Source organism: Segatella bryantii, from assembly GCF_022024215.1.
Taxonomy (GTDB): Bacteria; Bacteroidota; Bacteroidia; order Bacteroidales; family Bacteroidaceae; genus Prevotella; species Prevotella bryantii.
The window spans coordinates 1,010,988-1,032,974 of record NZ_CP091797.1 but is presented as its reverse complement, the minus strand read 5'-3'; the positions used below and the strand labels follow the sequence as shown (position 1 = coordinate 1,032,974).

At 36.3% G+C, this 21,987-nt stretch carries 25 protein-coding genes and 2 pseudogenes; 9 read left to right on the top strand and 18 right to left on the bottom strand.

The annotated features are described in order from the left end of the window. Positions 1-22: 22 nt before the first annotated feature. The 9 genes from L6471_RS03940 to L6471_RS03900 all read left to right on the top strand — a co-directional run bounded on the left by L6471_RS03940 (position 23) and on the right by L6471_RS03900 (position 6,792). Positions 23-676 (top strand): sigma-70 RNA polymerase sigma factor region 4 domain-containing protein, encoded by a 654-nt coding sequence (locus L6471_RS03940; protein WP_237796902.1) that lies wholly within the window; start codon positions 23-25, stop codon positions 674-676. Continuing rightward, positions 673-1,011, top strand: coding sequence for a hypothetical protein (locus tag L6471_RS03935; protein ID WP_237796901.1), 339 nt, complete (start codon positions 673-675; stop codon positions 1,009-1,011). The genes L6471_RS03940 and L6471_RS03935 overlap by 4 nt, the downstream gene beginning before the upstream one ends. Continuing rightward, on the top strand, positions 998-1,411 hold the full coding sequence (locus L6471_RS03930) for a hypothetical protein (RefSeq protein WP_237796900.1): 414 nt from the start codon (positions 998-1,000) through the stop codon (positions 1,409-1,411). The genes L6471_RS03935 and L6471_RS03930 overlap by 14 nt, the downstream gene beginning before the upstream one ends. Beyond that, on the top strand, positions 1,404-1,760 hold the full coding sequence (locus L6471_RS03925; protein WP_237796899.1) for a hypothetical protein: 357 nt from the start codon (positions 1,404-1,406) through the stop codon (positions 1,758-1,760). Before L6471_RS03930 ends, L6471_RS03925 begins: the two co-directional genes overlap by 8 nt. Positions 1,761-2,023: 263 nt before the next feature. Next, positions 2,024-3,238, top strand: coding sequence for an ATP-binding protein (locus tag L6471_RS03920; protein WP_027453894.1), 1,215 nt, complete (start codon positions 2,024-2,026; stop codon positions 3,236-3,238). Positions 3,239-3,245: 7 nt separating this feature from the next. Further along, on the top strand, positions 3,246-3,794 hold the full coding sequence (locus tag L6471_RS03915) for a hypothetical protein (protein ID WP_237796898.1): 549 nt from the start codon (positions 3,246-3,248) through the stop codon (positions 3,792-3,794). Between the two features lie 368 nt (positions 3,795-4,162). Further along, on the top strand, positions 4,163-5,482 hold the full coding sequence (locus L6471_RS03910) for a site-specific integrase (protein WP_237796897.1): 1,320 nt from the start codon (positions 4,163-4,165) through the stop codon (positions 5,480-5,482). 135 nt (positions 5,483-5,617) lie between these two features. Then, a complete protein-coding gene (locus tag L6471_RS03905) occupies positions 5,618-6,493 on the top strand; it encodes an ATP-binding protein (RefSeq protein ID WP_094447958.1) in 876 nt (291 codons plus the stop codon). A 17-nt stretch (positions 6,494-6,510) separates the two neighbouring features. After that, the gene (locus L6471_RS03900; protein WP_223918733.1) at positions 6,511-6,792 is read left to right on the top strand and encodes an STAS-like domain-containing protein; all 282 of its coding nucleotides are present in this window, start codon (positions 6,511-6,513) and stop codon (positions 6,790-6,792) included. A gap of 622 nt (positions 6,793-7,414) precedes the next feature. Here the strand turns inward: L6471_RS03900 and L6471_RS03895 are convergent. The 18 genes and pseudogenes from L6471_RS03895 to L6471_RS03810 all read right to left on the bottom strand — a co-directional run. Beyond that, positions 7,415-7,682, bottom strand: a pseudogene (locus L6471_RS03895) (UDP binding domain-containing protein); the annotation flags it as partial. 72 nt (positions 7,683-7,754) lie between these two features. Next, positions 7,755-8,085 (bottom strand): annotated as a pseudogene (locus L6471_RS03890) (GDP-mannose 4,6-dehydratase); the annotation flags it as partial. A 310-nt stretch (positions 8,086-8,395) separates the two neighbouring features. After that, complete coding sequence (locus L6471_RS03885) at positions 8,396-8,914, bottom strand: hypothetical protein (protein WP_237796896.1); 519 nt, start codon at positions 8,912-8,914, stop codon at positions 8,396-8,398. 22 nt (positions 8,915-8,936) lie between these two features. Continuing rightward, entirely contained in the window at positions 8,937-9,125 is a 189-nt protein-coding gene (locus L6471_RS03880) for a hypothetical protein (protein WP_094447956.1), read from the bottom strand. Between the two features lie 114 nt (positions 9,126-9,239). Continuing rightward, positions 9,240-9,557: a hypothetical protein gene (locus tag L6471_RS03875; protein WP_237796895.1), complete on the bottom strand. Its 318-nt coding sequence runs from the start codon at positions 9,555-9,557 to the stop codon at positions 9,240-9,242. A gap of 5 nt (positions 9,558-9,562) precedes the next feature. Further along, positions 9,563-10,186 carry an acyltransferase family protein gene (locus L6471_RS03870; RefSeq protein ID WP_237796894.1) on the bottom strand — a complete coding sequence of 208 codons (624 nt, stop codon included), beginning with the start codon at positions 10,184-10,186 and terminating at the stop codon, positions 9,563-9,565. A 263-nt stretch (positions 10,187-10,449) separates the two neighbouring features. Then, positions 10,450-11,553, bottom strand: a complete 1,104-nt coding sequence (locus tag L6471_RS03865; RefSeq protein ID WP_237797183.1) for a glycosyltransferase family 4 protein — start codon at positions 11,551-11,553, stop codon at positions 10,450-10,452. 3 nt (positions 11,554-11,556) lie between these two features. Further along, the gene (locus L6471_RS03860) at positions 11,557-12,789 is read right to left on the bottom strand and encodes a glycosyltransferase family 4 protein (protein WP_237796893.1); all 1,233 of its coding nucleotides are present in this window, start codon (positions 12,787-12,789) and stop codon (positions 11,557-11,559) included. Positions 12,790-12,844: 55 nt separating this feature from the next. Continuing rightward, entirely contained in the window at positions 12,845-13,867 is a 1,023-nt protein-coding gene (locus L6471_RS03855; RefSeq protein WP_237796892.1) for a capsular polysaccharide synthesis protein, read from the bottom strand. Positions 13,868-13,942: 75 nt separating this feature from the next. Further along, on the bottom strand, positions 13,943-14,242 hold the full coding sequence (locus tag L6471_RS03850; protein WP_237796891.1) for a hypothetical protein: 300 nt from the start codon (positions 14,240-14,242) through the stop codon (positions 13,943-13,945). 245 nt (positions 14,243-14,487) lie between these two features. Next, entirely contained in the window at positions 14,488-14,643 is a 156-nt protein-coding gene (locus L6471_RS03845; RefSeq protein WP_237796890.1) for a hypothetical protein, read from the bottom strand. Positions 14,644-14,661: 18 nt separating this feature from the next. Then, on the bottom strand, positions 14,662-14,826 hold the full coding sequence (locus tag L6471_RS03840; RefSeq protein WP_237796889.1) for a serine acetyltransferase: 165 nt from the start codon (positions 14,824-14,826) through the stop codon (positions 14,662-14,664). Positions 14,827-14,940: 114 nt separating this feature from the next. Next, positions 14,941-16,002, bottom strand: coding sequence for a glycosyltransferase (locus tag L6471_RS03835; protein WP_237796888.1), 1,062 nt, complete (start codon positions 16,000-16,002; stop codon positions 14,941-14,943). A gap of 202 nt (positions 16,003-16,204) precedes the next feature. After that, entirely contained in the window at positions 16,205-16,495 is a 291-nt protein-coding gene (locus L6471_RS03830) for a hypothetical protein (RefSeq protein ID WP_237796887.1), read from the bottom strand. 239 nt (positions 16,496-16,734) lie between these two features. Next, positions 16,735-17,940: an EpsG family protein gene (locus tag L6471_RS03825; protein WP_237796886.1), complete on the bottom strand. Its 1,206-nt coding sequence runs from the start codon at positions 17,938-17,940 to the stop codon at positions 16,735-16,737. 102 nt (positions 17,941-18,042) lie between these two features. After that, positions 18,043-19,113, bottom strand: coding sequence for a glycosyltransferase (locus tag L6471_RS03820; RefSeq protein WP_237796885.1), 1,071 nt, complete (start codon positions 19,111-19,113; stop codon positions 18,043-18,045). Between the two features lie 4 nt (positions 19,114-19,117). Further along, entirely contained in the window at positions 19,118-19,945 is an 828-nt protein-coding gene (locus tag L6471_RS03815; RefSeq protein ID WP_237796884.1) for a beta-1,6-N-acetylglucosaminyltransferase, read from the bottom strand. Between the two features lie 883 nt (positions 19,946-20,828). Then, a complete protein-coding gene (locus L6471_RS03810) occupies positions 20,829-21,770 on the bottom strand; it encodes a glycosyltransferase family 8 protein (RefSeq protein WP_237796883.1) in 942 nt (313 codons plus the stop codon). Between the last annotated feature and the right edge of the window lie 217 nt (positions 21,771-21,987).

Sequence of the window (21,987 nt, the reverse complement as noted above, 5' to 3'; positions counted from 1 at the left end):
AACCGTTAGTTAAACCAAGAAAATGGAAACAAATATAGGAAATGCCTTTGATGGTGTTCATCTCCTGCAACTCATTGCAAATAAGGATAAGGACCGAAACGAAGCTGAAAATGCTCTAAGTCTATTTACTTCATATTTTGAGAAGAAACTATTTAAACCGGTTGAAATAATTGCCAGCAAGAATGGTTATGATGAGAATGTTGCATTTGAAGCAATCCTGTGCGCCTTTAATAAGGTTTGGAATTATCCGACTTTCGAGATGAGAAAGTCGCATTGTAAAAATGAAGAAAATGCTATCATTAATTGGCTGATTAGAATCGCAGTGTCTCAGATGTATGATTATTCTAGAAAAGGTGTATGTGCACATATAACGAAAGAGGAGGATTTGTCAGTAATCGAGAATGCTAGCGATTTTATCGATTATCATATTTCAGACTATGATCCTCATAGAAAGCTAGAACTTGTCCAGGCATTAGAAAATAAATTATCGATTCTTGATGAGAAACATCGCATTATATACCTTACTTACAAGGCTTACCATATTTGTGGCAAAAAACTACCTCGTAAAGTACTTGGGAAATTACGTAAACGCCTTGGAATCACACAGGTAACGGTTAGGGTATATAAGAAAGAAGCGTGCGAAGCTCTTAACGATTTAACATTATTAGAAGCATGAAAGATCTGTCTATCGAAGAATTGGAAGTAATGCTGTGCTCTACAGGTTATCTTCCACCACGGTGTGAAGATGAGTTAATGTTCTTCAACCAGATGTATGAAGACTACAAGTCTCATTTAGAGAATAGGCATGTCGATGTAGATTCTATTATTAATGGAACATGCCGTATTGAATCTGACTTTAGTTATGATATCGGATATTCTGATGAAATGAGTACTATGGTTGCTGAAGATGATTCTCATTATTCAATGGCTGCACGTAATTATAGTAAGTTGCCGAAAGATATCTTAGATAAGATGAAAAAGCAACATAAACCAAAGGATGATGAAGATTAACTCTATTCATAGTATTGTTGATGTCATAGCCTCTCAGTATACAATCCCTCTTCCTCTGAATAAAATAGCAGAAGAAGAGGGATTGCGTGTTATTTATGATGACTATGGACGGAACACTTTTGACGGTATGACCTGGTATGAGCCAGACCAAGATCAATTCTTTATTCATATAAACATTGCACGAGGTAATCGGGAGAATAGTTCTAAGGCGCGTTTTACCTTAGCTCACGAATTGGACCATTATTTTATCGATCACCATAGACATGCCCTGGAAACTGGCAAGATGCAACCTCATTTTCACTGCTATGAACCCATTCTTCACTATGCCGCACATCATCTCCTGGAGATCTTCGCGGCTCATCAAAATCGTTTCTGTTTTCATATTAAAAACAATGTTTAATCAAATTTTGTGCAAAGATAAAGAGACCAGAATGTTCAGGGGGGCTAATAAAAATAGAAGTCTTATATTAACACTTTCAAAAGAAAAAAGGGCGATTTTAGGCGGAAAAGTGTTAATTTTTAGTGGGCTTTTATTTGAGGAGGGGGAAGGTTTAATCAAAAATACCCACTTACCGCCGAGTAATTTTGGATTTTACCTGGCGGTAAGTGGGTATTTTGGAGATATTCCTTTGTTTCGCTCATCAACCAAGATGTTGAAAGAGTTACGAGGTCGTCTGATTTTTCAGATGGCCTTTGCTTTTTATGACCGACATTTACGGAAATCGCTACAATGGCGTGTATCCTCCTGAATATAAGTATAATGGAGATGCTCATCATGGATACAAGACAGACAAGGAGGAAACCTCGTTTTATGATTTTGCTGTACAAGGATATGACCTCATGATTAGTTATCAAGATAAGTTTTATTACTTTATGGTAGATTTGCACCATACTTTTATAGTTTGTATGAAGTTTCTTGGGTGCTTAAGCTAGTTATGTATCATTTTTAATATAATAGCGACTAACTTAGTACTTTTTTTGCTATCTTTGCATAAACAAAACAATTATCCCAATGATTCATCTTTTAATTAAAAATATAGGTCCATTATCTAATGCAGATGTACATTTAAAGCGCATTAATGTAATTATTGGTCCACAGTCTCAGGGAAAAAGTACTCTTCTGAAGATTGCGAGTTACTGTTCATGGGTTGAAAAGCGAATAGAACTTACCCAGTCTTCTTCTTATTTCTCTTCTGACGATCATTTCGTAAATGACTTGATAGTTTTTCATAAAATGCAAGGATATCTTCGTAAGGATGCCTACATTTCGTATGAATCGGAGTTTATGAAGTTTTCATATGATTTTAATTCTAATAAATTTGATTTTTCATGGGGTAAAAAACAATGGGAATATCGTCGCCCAAAGATTAGTTACATTCCTTCCGAACGCAACCTTGTAGGTGCAATTCCTAATTGGTTTGAAGTAAGTATGGAACGTAATAATATCCGTAATTTTATGACAGATTGGGAGAATGCACGCAAAAGTTCCATTGCAGATCTTCAAATTCTTAATTTAAGCGTTTCTTATCGTTTTAATCCTGATAAGAAGAAAGATGAGGTAATAGTTGGTAAAGAAGGGTTGCCTATGGATTTTACTAATACTTCAAGTGGTCTTCAGTCGCTTATTCCTCTTTTCGTTTTGCTTAATTATGAATATACTACTCAATATGAATCTGAAAAAGCAAAACGTATAGCTGGCGATTGGGAAGATGTTGATCTCCTTAAAAACATTTATAAAAAATTATTTAAAGAGAAAGGACGTACAATAGGACGAGAAACCTCATTTACAGATGAGAGTGAAAAGTCTAAGATTACAGTCAGATTACCATATAACAAGGTTGTTGCTGGTAACTTATTAAAATTTGATGACAAGAAGACAGCAAATGAATTTGATGATATTTATGGCCATTACCTGCTTACAGACCATAATGTTGTATATTTAGAGGAACCTGAAAATAATTTATTTCCACCAACTCAAGCACAAGTGTCAGATTGGTTGATTGAAAAGACTTTGAATGGCCGTAGTAATTCTTTGATGATTGCCACACACAGTCCATATGTATTGAATCATTTTCTAGAAAGAAACATCGATGAGTTCGCCCTTTTCTTTACATTGGAAAAAGGCAAATATGCAGAGGTTTGTACTGCTACAGAGGATGATTTACAGGCCATATACGATGATGGTGTTGATGCATTCTTTAATATTGAAAACTTAAATAAATTCTAATAACATAATGGCTAGGAATTATACTAACATCATCCCAGAATGCTACGTTGACACAAATCTCATACAAACCTTATTACGGGTTGAAGGTGTGAATCATCAATCTACATGCTCACAAGTCGCCAAAGAGATGATGGTTAAATTTTCTGATAACTTTGCTGTAGGTATTATAGATGCAGATAAATTTAAACGCCAGCCGACCTATGCACAGAAAAGCCAGATTATCGCTCAATCGGAGGAATTAACGCTGTGCAAATATCCAGATAAACCTCATTATTTTCTTAAAATAAATAATATTATGGAGAATTTTATTCTTCATTGTGCTGAGCAAATTGGCTTTGATTTAAAAGGAGAAGGATTTCCTGATACACAAGAAGGATTGATGAAGATTACAAAGCATAAGGATTCTTTAAATAATAAGGATCTTACTAAACTATTTAAAAAGTTGAGAGATGCTAAGGAAATGACGATTCTTCGTGAGACTATTGAATATCTAATTCAAAATCCATATACTGCAGACGAAGTAGTTCTGAAGAAATTTTTTTACAATAATGGGTAAAATAAAATACGGGTCAGGGATATGCCTGACCCGTATTTGCTGTTATCGTCAATCCCAATTAACGATTAGAGATTTAGAAGATAGTATAGACTGCGGCATTAATCCGCCCGATGGCAGCCAGAGTTGGATAGCTCCTTATGCGCAAGAAGCATTTGATAAATATATTGCACCTAGAAAAGATTTGTCTACATTTATCATAGAACATAGCTGCTTAGATATAGCCAGTAATAGATGAAGCCTGCTAAATAATTATTTTAGATAGCCTAAGGAATACTTCCTATTCGGATTTTTTTGTTATATTTGCACTAATAGTAGATGAAAAACATAACTTTTCACCACATTCAACTATTTCTAAATAAAATCTGGATTTGGACTATATCTTTGTTAAATCGCAAAAGCGTGGATTTGAAGACTGTGGTAGCATTTACGCACATGTACGAGAGCCTGGAGTTAACCGGAAATATGCTTTAGGTTTCAAGATTAAGGTTACTGAATGGGAGAATATTCGACAACTCAACTATTCTTCCTCGGCTTTTATGTCTAGTATCGGCATCACTTATGGCCAGTTCTCGACGATTCTCTCTCTGATAAAAATAGAATTAGAACAGCATTTCGATGCAAATACGGCTGCTAACAAGATACAAGAAATTAAGATTTCTATCCTTGGTGAAGAGAAGGCGAAAAGCCTGGGTATACATTATCGTAAGCAAACCTTGCTCATGCAGTATATGCAAGAGTATATTGCTGATTTGAAATCGGGTAAGCGACTTAAGCGACATCGGGCCGTACCTGTATCTCAGGGGTATATCGATAATATGCAGGCCACATTAAAGTGTCTGTACGATTATCAACACCTCTTTCATCATAAAGTTACGATAGAACAGGTAGATATGACTTTTCAACGCAACTTTGTGAAATATCTCCAGGATAGAGGTCTTAAGCCTAACACGATTAGCACGAGAATGGCTTCACTTCATGTCATCATGAAATCAGCTTATTTCGATAAGAAAACGAAAAAGATAGATTGGCAACATCCTGATTTTATCCCGGCTCAAGAGGAGGTGGATAAAATCTTTCTGACTCCGGAACAGATAGAAAATCTTCGAATGGTAGACTTAAATTCTATTGACTCTTCGAGCGAACGGAGTCATACAAGTTTAGAGCAAACTCGGGATGTCTTCATTGTAGGGTGCTTGACAGGTCAACGTATATCCGACTTTATGCGCATCAGCCGTGATATGATATTTAATCTGAATGGGCATAATTTTATCAAGCTCAGACAAGTGAAAACAGGAACTATCGTCTATATACCTCTTGATATGCGAGTGAAGGCGATATTGGATAAATATGGTGGCAGTTTACCTCAAACAAGTAAAATAACTTTCAATAAAAATCTGCGGAAACTAGGCGAAATAATGGGCTGGACCTGGTATCCGCATTTTGATCATCAGCCCTGTACGAAGACTTCTAAAAAAACACCAATACGATTTTGTGATATGTTATCATCGCATACCGCCCGAAGGAGTTTTGCGACAAATTCTTACACAGCAGGTATTCCGATTAGTTCGATTATGACCGTAACGGGCCATAGCTCCGAAAGGAATTTCAGGAAATATCTCGGTCTGCAGGCTCAAGATAGAGCTATCGCTGCTGCCGAAGACTTTAAGGGCTTTATTAAGATGGAGTAATAGTGCTTTGCAAGAATGGTCATATAAAAATGTCTCAATTTTGATATATGAGTTAAAAAACAAGATTATTAATGACTTAAATTAAAAAAATAGCATTAAATTTGCAAACTATATTTTATATCTATAGGTTATAGAATGTCAAAAGAAATAAAAATAGAATTTAATAATACAGATGAAAGCTATTGGCGTCATGAAATCTGTACTTATTATGGACAGTTAAGCAAAAATGGTAATGGTACAAAAGTAACATTCTTTTTTGCTAATTCTATTAATGTTGAAAACATTTTACCTTTTCATCTTGTAACATTAGCAAATCTCATACATTATTTATCGACTAACGGGTATTTGACTTATATTAATAAAGCTCAAAACCTTCCTGTTTATGAATATATTTACAAGGACCTTAATTTCTCTGAGTATTGGAAAGGTGGAAAAAATCACGTAGAAGCTAAGACTTCTAAAGATATTTTTAATCTATGGAGAATTGTAGAAAATGAGATGGATCTTTATGCAAAAAAAGTAGAAGATTACTTTAGAAATACATACTTCAAAAAGAAGGATTTAAGTTTTATAAGTACAATAATGACAGAGGCTTTTTATAATGTCTTTGATCATGCTAAAGCTGGTAATAATGCATTTTCAATCATAAAGTATATTGAAGAAGACAATAAACTGCATGTGGCCATTTCCGATTTCGGAATTGGCATTACAAAATCAGTTAGATCATTCTTACCTTCTATCAAAAATGATAAAGAAGCCTTAAAGATAGCCGTTAAAGATAAATTTACGGTTGGCTCAACACTAAGAAATAGGGGATTTGGTTTAGCTAATATTTTGAATGGAGCAGATACCGCTAGAATATTTAGTGGTATGGCTTCATTGCTAAAAGAAGAAAATACCGGTATTCAGTTTTATGATACCGACATTAATTATCCTGGAACTTTGATTTACTTCGAAGTAGATTTGAGTAAATCTGAGGATGAAGTGATAATAGAAGAATTTGATTGGTAAAAAAAGTGCTTATGTGTATGATAAAAATGATTGATATTTTAGAATCTAGGCAGAATCTTCCTGCTGCAGGTGAAGTTCTCTATAGTTCTATTAAAGAAGCTATCCAAAAAAATGATAAGCTATCTATTGATATGGAGGGTGTTACATCGTTACCTTCTATTTTGCTAAATGTATCAATTGGGCGTATTATAGACGAAGATGGTGTAAATACCTTAAAGCAATATGTTAGTTTTGTAAATATTACTCAGCAACAGGCTATGAGATTACGTGATTATTTAAATAGATACGAACAAGCGTAATACAATGACCAGAAAAGCGTATTATAATTATTGCTGTCCGCTAAAATCTGAAAAGCGATAAATCATATTGTTCGCAATGCCGATAAACAGGTATTGCGGACTTTTTTTGAAAAAATAAGCCCCCCTCAATCAAAAAGTGTTACTCCACGTCTTTGAGTTATATTCGGTCGCTACCACGTCCGTGAGACCTCCCCGATTAAGAGCATAATCTAATGGATTCAGTCCTTCCCTGTCGCTATCAGATCGCACTCAGGACTTCCTCCATTAGATTATGCCCATGTCGGGCGAATACAAAAAAAGGTCGGAATCCAAACGAGGATACCGACCTTTTTTTTCTACGGTTCAAAAAGTTTTAGCGGACAAAATAGTATTAAATAGCAAGCATAATGCAAGATTCATTACCCTTGGCTTGTCATCTTTTGTAGTTTACGACAGCCTATCTTAATTAGACTTAGAATAATTCCATAAGAGCAAATAAGCATTCCTTGCTGATAGGAAGGTCTTTAGACTTCTCTATAATATTCAGAATTTCAGACTCAGAGAGTTTCGAGAACTGCTCGAAAGAAATCTGGTTGCTCCTATACAGGCAGACCAATGACATCATAGTGCCGTCATAACTTTTCTAGTTTTCATGAAACAAGTCCCTGGTATACACCTTTTCTTTTGTATCATCCAAGCAAGCATCATATCGGTTAGCGATAATAGCATTACTTTGTGCCTTAAACTCTTCTAAGTTATTCACCACCTTACTGCCAAAGAATAAAGATCCATCCTCCAGTGTTGGCTCATAGATGATAACTAGCACCTTTGGCCTTCACACGCTTCATGATGCCCTGGATAGCACTCTGACGGAAATTATCACTGTTACTCTTTATCGTTAAGCGGAAGATACTTTGTAGCAGGTAATGGTATCGAACCATAAACTTCCGTTCCACCTGTGTACCTGCTTATACCTTTTTGTCTTATCTATTCTTATACATATTCTCATAATACTTCTCATACTCGCCAGAAGTAATATGATCCATCCACTCTTGATTTTCGAGGTACCTCTTCACCGTTTTTTTCGATACCTTCTTCGAACTGCAAACTTGGTTCCCATCCGAGTTCAGCCTGTAGCTTACATGAGTAAATGGCATAGCGGAGATCATGACCTGCTTTATCGGTTACATAGGTAATCAAATCCAATTCTTCGCCTCCCTTGCGACCGAGCAATCTATCTACTGTGTTGATGACCACCTTGATAATATCGATATTCTTCCATTCATTGACGCCACTGATATTATAGGTATGTGCAGAGAAAATATTTAATATTCGAAAGAGATGTTTTGGATCTATTCAGTCAAGGTCTCCAATTACAAACCTATCCTTTTATATGGATTTATCTTCTTATATTGTTTTATAATTAAATATAGCATCTTGACCGATTATAGGATTTTGTTCCACTACATTTAGAAAATCAAGAAGTTGATAATCTGGCGATAACAGCAATAATATGGGTCTTGCCGGTGCCGGGGGGGCATCTGCACCATGGATGCCATAGGCTATTATTGTGTAACCCGAATGGCAGAGCAATATCTGTACTGTTTGCCAGAGATTTTGGAGATTATTTGCCGGTCTCCATCTTTAAGAACGTCATCTCCTGCACATTATTATCCGTGTGGCAAGCCGTCATCTTGTATACAAGCTGATATCCATTCTGACTCGACAAAAACAGAGAGCGGGGGCGTTCACCCGCAAGGCTCTTGCCGGGCAGTATCCTATACCATCTGTTAACCCACACACCATTATAACGGGAACAAATATAAGACTTTACGATTTCACCTTCACGCCAATCGTTGACAATCCGTGGCAACCATGCATATCTATTGACACGCACATGTATCTCTTTGTCGTTCTCGATAATCTCCTTCAATGCGCTGAAATACTTTCCGTCCTTATCATCTGTCTCATACTGGCTGCCCTTGGGATAAAAAAGAATAGTATGTACGCCTTTGGCATCAAAGTAGTAGTGGGGATGAACATATCCCACGTTGAGACCCTTGAGCGACATCTCATAAGCCAGCAGTTTACGGTTACGCTGCCCCATCCTCTTTAACTTCTGCCAGATTTCTTCGTATGTCATTTCTGTTCCTTAATGTCTATTCTTAATAATGGAACGTATGATATGCACGGATATTGAGTCTTTTATATAGCCAACGAAATAATGAGAGTAACTTAATGATTGTGCTCTTACTCGATCCAGAAGAACCTATAATAATCGTGAACTTCTTAATATCTTGCAAATCTGCTGATATGATTGGACCGAAATTACGTATCTGGATAGACTCACTCATCTTCTTTTCTTATTATTTCTCTACAAAGGTAAGGATTTTGTGTTATCAGACAAAAAAACAAGGTTCATTTTATTAATTAATAACCTCTTTGATTCTTTAGATACAAAATTAGTATCATTTTAGCCCAAACATGAATCGTGTGATTTTGAATCGAGATAAAACATATTTATGTAAGGCGATAGGACCGACTATACCGATAAAAACAACAACAACTGCTCCTAAAGTAAACATTACCTCGCTTGAAGTTTCACAAAATGCAGGTATCTTATGAATAACTGCTTTGGTAAATCCTTCAAAAGTTGTATGGAATAGATAAATAATGTAAGTAGAAGGAGCAATTGAACAGAGCACTTTACTAAAGACCAATGTTTGATGATGTTCCAACAACGTTGAAATATACATTACTGTTGCAATTCCTAAATATGGTATCATGTTCTCTATTGCCCCCCCAATACGGATAGATGTTCAAGAAAAACATACTCTCCTCCTGCAAATAGTAAAATTACGGGTATGGCCAATTTCTTTGTGTAGCCTATATACACTTCTCTATAATCATATGCAACGATACCAAGAAAGAAATATACCATCATTATTCGTGCTTGTTCCAAGCAGAATAAAGTTGTAATAGATATAGGCATGTAATGAAGTAATAAGGCTATGGCGAAGCCCGTAATTCGTAATCGTTTCGATCTGAATATAGGCGCAATGACAAACATCCACCATAGTGCCCATATGAACCACAAGAAATAACCTGCCACTGGACTGTATAAGACCTTGATATATGACAATACTGTTACAGGATTCTCTACATATGCGGTCTTTTCAGTTAGCAATTTGATGGTTACAATTATAAGTGATGTAACAATATATGGTATCATCAAACGCTTCACCTTCCTCTTAAGAAAGTGTCCGTAGCCTTCATCTTTCTTGAATGCTATATAGATGAATCCACTTGCAAACATAAACAAAGGCATATGAAATGAATATATGAATTCTTTGTTCATCACATACCAGCTTGGAGCGTTTTCAGGAATGTAATGACCTATTACAACTAAAATCATACATATAGCCTTTGCTATATCAAAATTGATTAATCTGTTCTTTGTTTTATTATTCACTAAGTGTTATATTTTTTGTTTAACCATTTTAGCCACTTAACCTTTCCTATTACGTAGAACTTGCTCAAGTAGAAGATCATGGAGCCTTTTAATTAATGGACCTACTATTGCTTTGATTTGATACAGGAACGTTTGATATTCTTCTGTTTTATCAAAAAATTATTTATTATTCGTCCGTGCCGTCTGTGTCGTCCGTGGCATAAAAATCATTTCTCCAGCGAGCGATAGATCTCTGCAAACTGTTCCGCGATCTTATTCCAGTCGTATTTGCTCATGTCATATTCCACATGATGGGCGGGCTCAGCGAGGACAGCATCGAGCTTGGCGGTGAGGACTTCCACATCCCCCATGGGGAAATAGTCTTTCTCTGGCAGTCCCACTTCTAAGTTGGCAGGGATGTCACTGACAATAACCGGTACACGATAGCTCATGGCCTCCAACAGAGAAATCGGCAGACCCTCGTGCGACGACGGCAGACTGTAACAGAGGCAGTTGGTGAGCAGAGCGTGCAGTTTGCGACCTTTGATGAATCCCGTCAGCACGACACCTTTCTCCTTCGCCAGTTTTTTCAAGCCGCGCGAATAATCATCCTCGAAGTCGGTATCACCGGCAAGTACCAGTTTGATGTCCTTCCGCTCAGGGTGCTTCTCCTGCCATTTCACAAAAGCATGCACTAAGTCGTGCAGATGTTTCTCTGGCACAAAGCGGCACATGCCAAGGACATACTTACCTTTCTCAATGCCTAATTCATCGAAATATTCGGGATAGTCGCATATCTCCGGCTCCGGCACACCATTATAGATAAGGTGCACACCCTTCGTTCTGCCATACTTGTCCTTGACGATGTTACGGATGACGTCAGATATCACCACCACATCATTGGCAAACATGCAGCCCATGCGCTCTCCGAATTTCAGCATCGTCTTGGCGGCGAAGCCCCATTTGTCACGGTCGTAGTCAGGACCATGGTGGGTGAACACCACTTTCATGCCGAGCAGACGTGCCAACGGTGTGAGCATCGCCGGACCGATGGCCTGGATATGTACAATGCTGGCATGCAGACGCTTCGCCTTCCAGATGGCGCGCCATGTATGGATGATGGCCTCAAAGGCTTTCTTCTTCGGTGTGTCGACATCCACGAGCTTCACACCCTTCCATTCCGTCAGTCCGTCGTGCACATAAGTGGACCGCCGGATGACCGTCACGTCGAATCCCATCTTCGCAATGCGTGGAAAGAGCTCCTCACAATGTGTCTCCACACCACCCATCACATTAGGGATGCCACGTGTACCTGTAACAACTATCTTTATCATTTATTCTTTTACAAATCGTTTATAGAAAGAAATGAGTCTTGGATAATAATTTTCTAAACTTAAATTGTCATGGGCAAAGTTAAGTGTACCTTGACTTAACTTAGTATAGGCTTCAGCCGTCAACTGATCCGCACAATTAATCTTCGATTTCAAATCTTCTACATTTCCACTCTCAAACTGAAATCCCGTTTTTCCATTAACCACAATTTCAGGGATACCCCCAATACGAGCACCAATAACTGGTGTTCCAACAGAATACGACTCGATGATGGTCATGGGATTGTTCTCATACCATTCCGACGGAACAATCACGAAATAAGCATTAGAAACAAGGTCTGTGAGTTCTTTTCCACGTTTGTAGCCAAGAAACTCTACATTCTGCATATTGTTGTCCCTTGCAAAAGCCTTCAGTTCATTTTCTTTGGGACCGGTACCGACTACCTTTAATTTGCAGTCAGGCACATTACGGAACGCTTTAAGAAGAGTCTTTACCCCTTTCTCATAAGACAGGCGACCATAGAAAAGGAAATACTTTTGTGAGGGATATACTTTCGGAGCGTCCTTGATAGAGGTTGAGAAGTTATACAGTGTGATGTTCGGTGTCGATTTAACAGCCGGCATATATTTCTCCTGAATCTCACGGGCAAAATTACTGACATAAATGAAGCCATTGAAGTATTTGGCGGGATTGAAGAACGCATTCCGGAAATATTGCTCAGCAGCCATGACCGCACTCATCATCTTACTGCCCTTACAGCATGTATGGGTAAAACATTTATAAAAATATTTACCCTTACAGTCCTCACAGATACGACCTTTGCCATCCCGGAAAGTATAGGCAGGGCAGACAAGGCGGTAATCGTGGACCGTAAACAATACAGGGCTATTGTACTTCTTCAATACAGGGAGAATAGACGGCGTAATCTGCCCCCACATCAAATGAATATGAGCGATATCAGGCTTTTCAACCTTTATCAGCTCTTCTATCTTCTTGGCAGCTTTAAAATGGTAGAAATAGTTAACCAGATTCTTCACCTGCCGCAGCGGACCTTTACGCGTTTCCTTTGATTCCGGGAAATACTTACTGTAAGGCGAAGGATTGTTTTGTGGCCACTTCAGCGTGAAATAAACAACCTTGTGGCCATGTTCCTCCAACAGTTTGCCCGTATTAAAGCAAACGGTCTCTGCTCCACCTTTATTGAAATTGTAGACGTCGATTAATAATACTTTCAAAGCGGTGTTCTATATTAAAGTTAAGTCATCTGTAGATCTCGATAGGTCAGTCAAGCTAATGCAACTTATCCTCTAAAAGCATACCATAGAATGTCGGCTTCCCATTGATCTCTTTCGGGAAACTTTGTTTCCAAGTCAACTTATAAAGAAATGTGTCTTTGCATATAGCGCGCCAGACTCGCTCGTCATAAGGTTGTCCAAGCACTTTAAACAATTCATCACAATAGGTGTTGTTTGGCTGTATCTTGGCAAAGGCATCCGCAATCTCCTTATTGTGCATTTCTGCGACCACTACGGCATAATCAACAAGGAGATAATCAATCAACTTATCACACTCTTTCCAATAATTGAATAGAAAGTCTCTAATGACCGCGAACATCCATCTGTTCTCGTATCCACATCCCAACGAGTAACCTGCAAAATAGCCGCTCGCAATAGAAGCGTGTAGATAATCGGGACGTTTGATAGACCAAAGCGGTAGCTTCATGTAGTCCTCAAAGCTTCTTCCGGTACAGAAGAAAGTGGAGTCGATCCAAATGCCGCCATATTTGGCGAGTATACTCATGCGGAGCAGATCTGAAAAATGTGTTCTTGAGAACACACCGGTTTTATACTTCTGCACTAACCAATCTGGAAACTGTATATAATCTTTGCAATTCTCATCAGTTATTACTATTACTCCATATTCGCCTGCATTCCTCTTGATAGAGTTGACACAGGCTTTGACGATCTCAGGAGCGTTCTCTATTCCTTGCCACCAACAAATCCAAATCTTGTTGCGTAGCTTCTCGTCACAAGTGGGATAATTGTCCCTCCATAGCGGATTATATTTCGCCCAGAAGTCTTTAAACTTATACTCGAGGAAGTCAATCATCACCTGATGCTTCTTCATCAGTCTGTTCTTGACACTTTCAGGTTCCTTATAACCATTGCGGTTCATTATCTGAATATCAATCTTCGCACGGAATGTGAGTAATGCCGCCTTCAGGGATATGACTTTAGCCACATCCGCAGAAGCCTGTATTTCTTCCCAACTGCGATGAATCAATCGCTTAATGTTATTATGCTTGTTTGCCATACTCTGCAATTTAAATACTACTTTCTTAATACCTTTCTTAATAAATGTAATATTTTGAGAAATATTAATAGAAATTTATTGTATTGATGCTTCTGAAGTGATGCTATCATTTTCATGATGAGGGGCACTCAACCCATCACAGGCTATCTTAAGTTTATAATTAGTATTCTTTATAAGTGATATTAAAAAGTCATAATCCCTATTGCTAACACCAGCCGTAAATATATAATCAGATTCATCTATGGGCCTATCCTTAATACTTTTCGAAATTTTTTCTATACCTAAAGGCAAATAGACAAATTTTGTTTTAGCTTGCGTAAAGCAATCAGAATAGAATTCAACTTCATTTTTGGAATAGATGACGATACGCTTCAATCTTTGGTTATTTAAAACAGATTGCACAAAACGCTTATAAATATAGCCTCTTAAACCGATCCTTTGCCTATATATGAATGTCTATATTATGACTTTAGTATTCTTCCTAACATTGAAAAGTTTACAGTAAGTCAAATACAAGAATCCATAAAATTGTTGCCAAGCTATTACATTTTTAGCATTAACAAAAATAATTGATAGGGGAAAAATAATAAAATTAAGGATTCGCTTCCATCTTGGAACACTTAATCTTCCTTCTTTATAAACAATAATCCAATCTTCATTAGTAACGTCTTCCAGACCTTGTAATACCCCCCCCAACTTTTATTTACAGGCGTATCGACAAGAATTAGATTCTTGGGGGCTATTTCATCATGGTCTTCCTTGATTCTATTTGACATATTTCTTTGAATTTTATATCAATAATCTTTATCTGGATCATACACGTTAATAATCCTGGCAGGAACACCTGCAACAACAACGTTATCAGGAACATCTTTCACAACGACGGCATTTGCTCCTATAACAACATTATTACCAATGTGTACATCACCTAAAACCTTAGCTCCACAACATACTGTCACATTATCACCTAAGATTGGTTGTTCAGAACCATTATAGCCAATTGTGACTTGTTGAAAGATTTTGCAATTCTTACCTATTTTCTTAGCATTGATGATGGTTGAAAGATAGCGAAACTATATATTATCAAATTTAGACTTGCCTAATATCTTGTACCAAAAAATAAAAAACAGATAATTCAACAAGAATGCTTTATGCTTGATGAGAAATACTCCAAATGCTTCTTTCTTTGGTATCTTCTTATTTTTTAAAGGAGCAAAGACTTTATTCCATCCACAATAATTGTAGACTTTGTTACAATATTTATATTTATCTTTAAATGACATTGAAGACAACAGAATGCCTTTCAAAGTAATACCTCTGACATAATTCTCAAATAATAAACTAACAGAAGATCTTAATTCTAGAAGTTTGTACTTCTCTATTAAATCAGATAACGTCTCATATAATTTCTGACTAGCTTCAATTTTAGCAACTTTAAAATCTGTATGTGTCAAGGATTCACCATTGTAGCAGTAGTGGTAGAAGGCTTTCGGTACACATACGATTTTTTTACAAAGGGGCAAAAACTGTGTATGAAATACGATATCTTCAGATAAGATTTCTCTTTCTGATTGAAATCTGACATTGTTCTTTTCTAAGATATCTCGCCTATAGATTGCATTCCACATAGACATGCAGATATTTTTCTCCGGAGGGTTATCATCAAACATCATATCCCCTAAGAATCTAACTATTTCTCTGCCGTTCCACTCTTTATCCAAAACAAAAAACACAGACTCTTTACCTTCGGTATTCTGCCAATGATATCCAGCATAAACCACATCTGCATCACGTTTCTTTGCAGTTTCATACAGACATTTATATGCATCCTTTTCCGTGAAGTCATCACTGTCTACAAATGCGACATATTCTCCAATTGCCACATCTAATCCAGCGTTCCGAGCAAATCCCAATCCCTCATTCTTCTTATGAATGACTTTGATACGGGAATCTTTTTTTGCCCATTCATCACACATCTGTGGACAATTATCAGGTGACCCGTCATCCACCATGATAATCTCTATGTCTATAAGCGTCTGATTGACCAAAGTACTCATACACCGATCAAGATACTTCTCTACATTATATATAGGCACTATAATAGATACTTTTGGATTTTCCTTTGATTTGCTCATTTTGTAAATATTATTATATAATAACCCGTCAATTTCCAATTGTGTCTTTCTTCATTTTTGTAAGATATTCCTTACCCTTGGCAACATTACTTAAATTGCCTAATAGAAATTTAATTATTGGCATAATGTCAATCCCCATAATTTTATCTCAGTTTATTTCTCCTGAGGGCATTAAAAGATAGAGAGCTTTCGGTCTAAGAGTCTAATATCGTTGTTCAAGACAAGACGTCAACTCATTTGTCACCTTATTTTTTAGCATGGAAAGATATAGCACAATCGTAATCGAATACAGTAGAATAGATTGTTCTAGTTTAGTATGATAGCAGTTACGGTAACTTGGAATCAAATTGTAAAAACACATAGCCAACCCAGGATAACGCTCGTTTCCCATGGGATAAAAATGCTCAAATCCTATTGGTCTAGAGTTGGTTTCTCCACGATTAATCATCTCGATATACTCATGCTCGCAATAAGGACAGACCTTGATACCCATACTATTGAATTGTAAGTTTCTGTTTTGCCCATGCAAGAAGATGGACTCTTGGATAAGCGATTGTTGTATAGGCGTCTAAACTGATCAAAATTCAGAATAATTAGTCACAAAGTTTTTCAAACTTCGTGTACCAACCAATATAAATACTCATAATCAAGTATAATCATTCTTGCTACTTGTTTTTGGTCATGTGGGCGGTGAAAAAATACAAGTTTTAATCATCTTTTATGATGGTTTTTCTACCTGTCCCAAATGAACATTCGTACATTTTCCCATACAAAAAGGAAACGTATAAATTCCCATGCCCAAAAGAAGAAACCCAACATTAATAAGCGATCGAACTTATTAAATATTCTGCAATTTCGATAGTACAGAATCAGCGAAATAGGTACGAACCAGAAGATGGTCCAACTATATGCTACACGACGTACAATTTCCAGATTATAAAAGGTCTCAAAAACTATATAACCTATAATGGATATATTAAACAATGACACATAAAGATTATAATGAGTACCAAGAGACATCAAAACTCTGTTTTTATGAATATTTTCCTTTATTTTGTCTTTATATTCACAGAATCTATTAAAGAATTTGCATCCTAAATAAGCGAAAGAACAACAACCAAAAGATTCCAAAATCTCAACCAAAATATTTCTATCGTATAAGCTGTTTATAGCATCTTCAGAGAACCATCTGTTGGCATTGTCCACATACCCTCCAAATTTCTCATTTGTAGATCCTAAAAATTGCAACAGGCCATTGATATAGCTAAAATCAAAACTTTTAGCTATTACGAACTTACCTATTAGTATAATCGGAACAGTAAATACCCAAGGAAATGGTCTCTTTAAAAAAAGCATAACTAAAGTAGTCACGAATATTCCAATAATGGCGACAGAATGTATGGAATAGGCAACCAAGGCATAGGTCGCAAGTTCTGCCCATTGGATTATTTGAATCTTCCGATGTGGAAAAGTTTCTATAATATCATTAAGTTTTGCCATATAGAAAAACACGAAAGAGAGGGAAAATGCCTGACGTGGAAAGGACTCATGTATAAAAATTATACTCATGAGAAATATAGGGAACATGTACTTAGCATATTTCTTCATGGGTTTCATCAGTGTCATTGCTCCCCAAATGAAAGGGAATGCATAGAACATAAAAGCATATTCTGCAGTGACTCCTAAACTTTTCAGCCCTCTATTAATCGTCGTGAATAGCACCTCCTTAGACTCCAAGTCGTAGTTATATACATCTATATAGTGTAAATAGTCTACGCCTCGACTATATCGTACACCTTCGATCAAAGTAAAAAACAAAATTATCCAAAAGCAAGAAGGCCAATAGTTTTTTCCTTTAGATACATTATTTCCTACGATCATCATCAGTCCAAAAAGAAACAGATAGATGAAGTCATAGGTAAAATCAAAATTAAACATTAAAAATAATCTTACTTAATTTTGGAAATATCATTATTCTCAGCAGCATCAATAAATTTGTCGATGCTTTTATATGGAGCGACATGGTTCTTAAGCCATATTTTATAATGAGCTAAACCACTTATGCACATTTTCTATATGTAGTCTTTGTGACAACTCAATCGAAGACTCCCGCATCTTCAACACACGATTAGAATCTCTAGAGAGTATCTTAATAGCTCTAATGAAAGAATTTTTTGTATTCTCACAAAGGATAGAGTTAGTATCTTTACAATAATCGCCAATGCTACCTACATTGCTTGCCAAAATTGCCAGTCCCATAGCCATGGATGTGGTTATCACATTACTTCCCACAGTATCAATCATAATATTAATTGACACATCTGCAATATCCATTTGATGCTTAAGTTCATCTTCACTGAGATAACCCTTAAGTATAACATTGTTGCACCCATCAAACAAGTTATCCACATTTGTTCTGCCATGACATATAATAAACTGAGCCTCAGGTACACCTTTCACAATATCTGCGAGCATAGAATAATCTCGTTGCAGACTACCCATTGCTATGATTCGCAGAGGATGATGAATTTCCATAGATTCATTTTTATGATAATATGCAGCATCTACATAATGGAATCCTGTACTGATCTTATCTTTTGATATTCCTTGTTCTTCGAAATATGAAGAAAGAGAGGAACCTAGTGTAAGCATCTTATCTACCGGAGCTGACCACTCTTCAAAATATTCTCTATTACTATGTTGACAATTTTTAAAATAGTCAACCGTCAAGTGAGATAGAGTACAAATTTTAATCTCTGGAAAATTTTCTCTTATATAATTAGCAAGCTGTAATTGCGGTGTTGCCTCTGACAAATATTCGAGTAGAAATACCTTATCACCAGGCTTAAGGGTATTAAACATTGAACTACAGAGATTCATACATTCCTTTGGGAATGTATGTTTTAAATAATAAGGCTTTGCTATAAAATGATTCCATATTCGCTTTATTTGTCCCCAAGGACTCTTCTCCGAAACAAAAAGATTAGGCTGATCTTTAATTAAAACCTTATATTGATTAGGATGAAGTTGTTCTAGCAACTTGCACATGTGCACCATGCCAGCATGGTTTCCATGTGTATTTTTCCAGTCCTGTACTACTAAATAATTCATATTTTTATCTTATAGCTAATAAATCTAACAGTGCTGCAGAATGTTTGATATCCACTTTCCTACAAAACATTGCGTTGCCATTAATTATTTTGTTGTAATCTCTCTCATCTAATATCTTTGGCAAAGTTCCTTTATATGATGCTTCTGGGTGCCAGTCTATATAACGCAAGGCTTCATCAGGATGAATATTTAGTTCCTTCAAATATGGATATAGCATCGTATGAAAAATAAGTTCATCGCAGCATGAAGTATTGTGGAAACGTTTTTCGTATGCAGGATGTTTATCAAGATATTTAAGCACAAACTCGACTACGCTACGATGCCATGTGAACCAACTCCATCCTGCATAAATATTAGGTATTGGCTTGCGAAGATAATGGAAGCGCTCTATCAATCGAACCACTTTCTGAACCAATTTAGTGCCAACTGTCGGATGGATATCATTAAAGCTATAACGCATATATCTCTGTTCATACTTTCCCTTGGGCTTAGACCATTCATCATGCTCTTCAGGAGTATCATACATCATGAAACTTTCTCCTCTGTACTGATTGAAAAAAGCATCAAATTCTTCATTACTCTTTATTGGATAGTCCTGTCCACTAATAGAATGCACATACTCAATATTATCAGGTGAAGACAAAGTTTTTTTTAGTAACCGTAATGTACAAGCTATCTGAGAAAAACCACCCCAGTTAACTGACAGCCTATCTTCATCATTCAGAAATGAAATGTTAGGTATTCCATCAAGTACATCCTTGAATGGTTCGATGTCCACCTTTTTGTCTATATTGATAAAGAAAAAGTGATTAGGTGCAACTATCTTACTCACAATTCTTTTTAAAAGCTCTGGCTCTATATGTGCCTGGAGAATAAAAGCATGATTCATAGTTCAATAAGACATTATTTAATAATAATTGATGTAATAAAAGCCTTTATAAGAGTCTTGTTGCTAATGGTGTAATTTTTTATAAAAATTCAAAAACGAAATAAACTTCTATGGATATCAACAAGAAAATCTAAAGACCTTATCCATGTATTTCTGTCTAGATTACATAAGGATACTCTTGTAAAATTTACTAATGTCATCTGTTGTTTCATTCTTGAATAGTTCATTGTTAATTTTATTAGCCAACAAATGTGCCTACAGTTTCTTATCTGTATTATTCTGCGAGTCTGCTTGTCATTTTGTCTTCCCTTTATATCTTCTAGAGTCAAGCCTATTCGTTTGTATTCTCGTTCCAGTTTTTAGAGATCACCTATCAGTCTTATAAAAGCCTTGGCATCCATGACTTTACCAATACTGTAAGACGTAACAAACTTGGCTCTTATATAAGCGAGGCAATTCAAGTACTCTACACCAGCCACGTCATCATCAAGGTATACCCGTTAGTGAACTTCTTCTCATGGAAATAGTAGGCATGTTTCTCAAAATGAACCATCTTCACTTTCTTTCAATTCTTGCCCATAAAGAGAAATACATTACCACTATAAGGATTTCTGTGGAACTTATGCTTTACAATCTGCACTAGCCAAATCACATGTCCGTTACGCCGGAATTTCGAAGTCCGATTATTGTAAGCATAGAGACTCCGTCTTTTCTATGAGTTCTTTAAGCTGGACAAACAGCAGACGTCTTCGTCTTACGGATACGTCATTGTTGTAATAGAATGACAAGGATTTGTATTTTTTTCAAGCACATATATACTCTGCAATTACAGTTCTTCTATCTTGGGAATCGTCAAATAATATGTTTCCTTCCATAAATGATATTTTACTAAGAACATCCTTATTCTATTTTTGAGATTACCACTAACATTATTTTGCAATGGCGAATTTGCCCAAACAGATATACTCTTATATTTACGCCACACCTCTGTAAATGGATTATCACATCGTATCATCCATGGCTTTGAGCCTCGCATACAGAAATGAATAGCCAATGGATTTTTTATAGCTTTAATTAATTCTTTCCCATATCGTGCTACTTTTTTTGCGACCAAGAATTCAGTCTGAATATTGTATCTAGGACTTAACCATTTTTTCTTATCGTGGAAAACATAATTAAGAACATCCTGGTCATGAAAGATGATAATGTTCGATTTTTCATGCATGACTTTGATAAATTCTTCATAGGCATGATGTTCTCGCCAATACTTCAAATTGATTAACAGCGATCCAGCGTTGAAATATCCATCTTGTTTTGGATATTCAAGTCGTTCATCTTTGACATTTTCGTCCATATCCTGATCGATAACAGCACCAACAGCATAGCCATCAACATCTTCATTGAAATAATCAGCTATGTCATCCATTACTATCATATCACCATCCAGGTAGATAATCTTATCTACATTTTTTGGGAGAAGATTGGTAATCAACAGACGATAATATGTAGCTACAGAAACATGGGTTGGCTGATCTGGTCTGCCAAAAGGAAAGTCCTTTGTTGCACTTGGCTGAACAGGAATAAATACTATATTCTGATTGTATTTTGCTATATTACGCTTCAGCGATGATCTACTTTCATCTTTAAAGTCTGCATTCGTCATAATATAGAATGTAACTTCAGACTTCGTATTCTCGCAGATAGACGTCATAAGGACGCCTGTTGGCATCACATAGTTGTCATCTGTACTTAATAATATATTGATCATAATCGTAATACTCTATTTATATTAACTAATACTATTCTCTAATAAAATCCAACTTCTCTTTTTTAACGTAGTTCTCCAATTCATAAAATAAAGAGTCCTTATAATTGGTTGTAAAGGTAGTCTTTTTCCTGAAACAGATTTGATGTGCATTATAAAGAAACAATGATCTTCCCTTACTTAGCTTGAATAGATGTTTCATATGATTACAATGACCCTT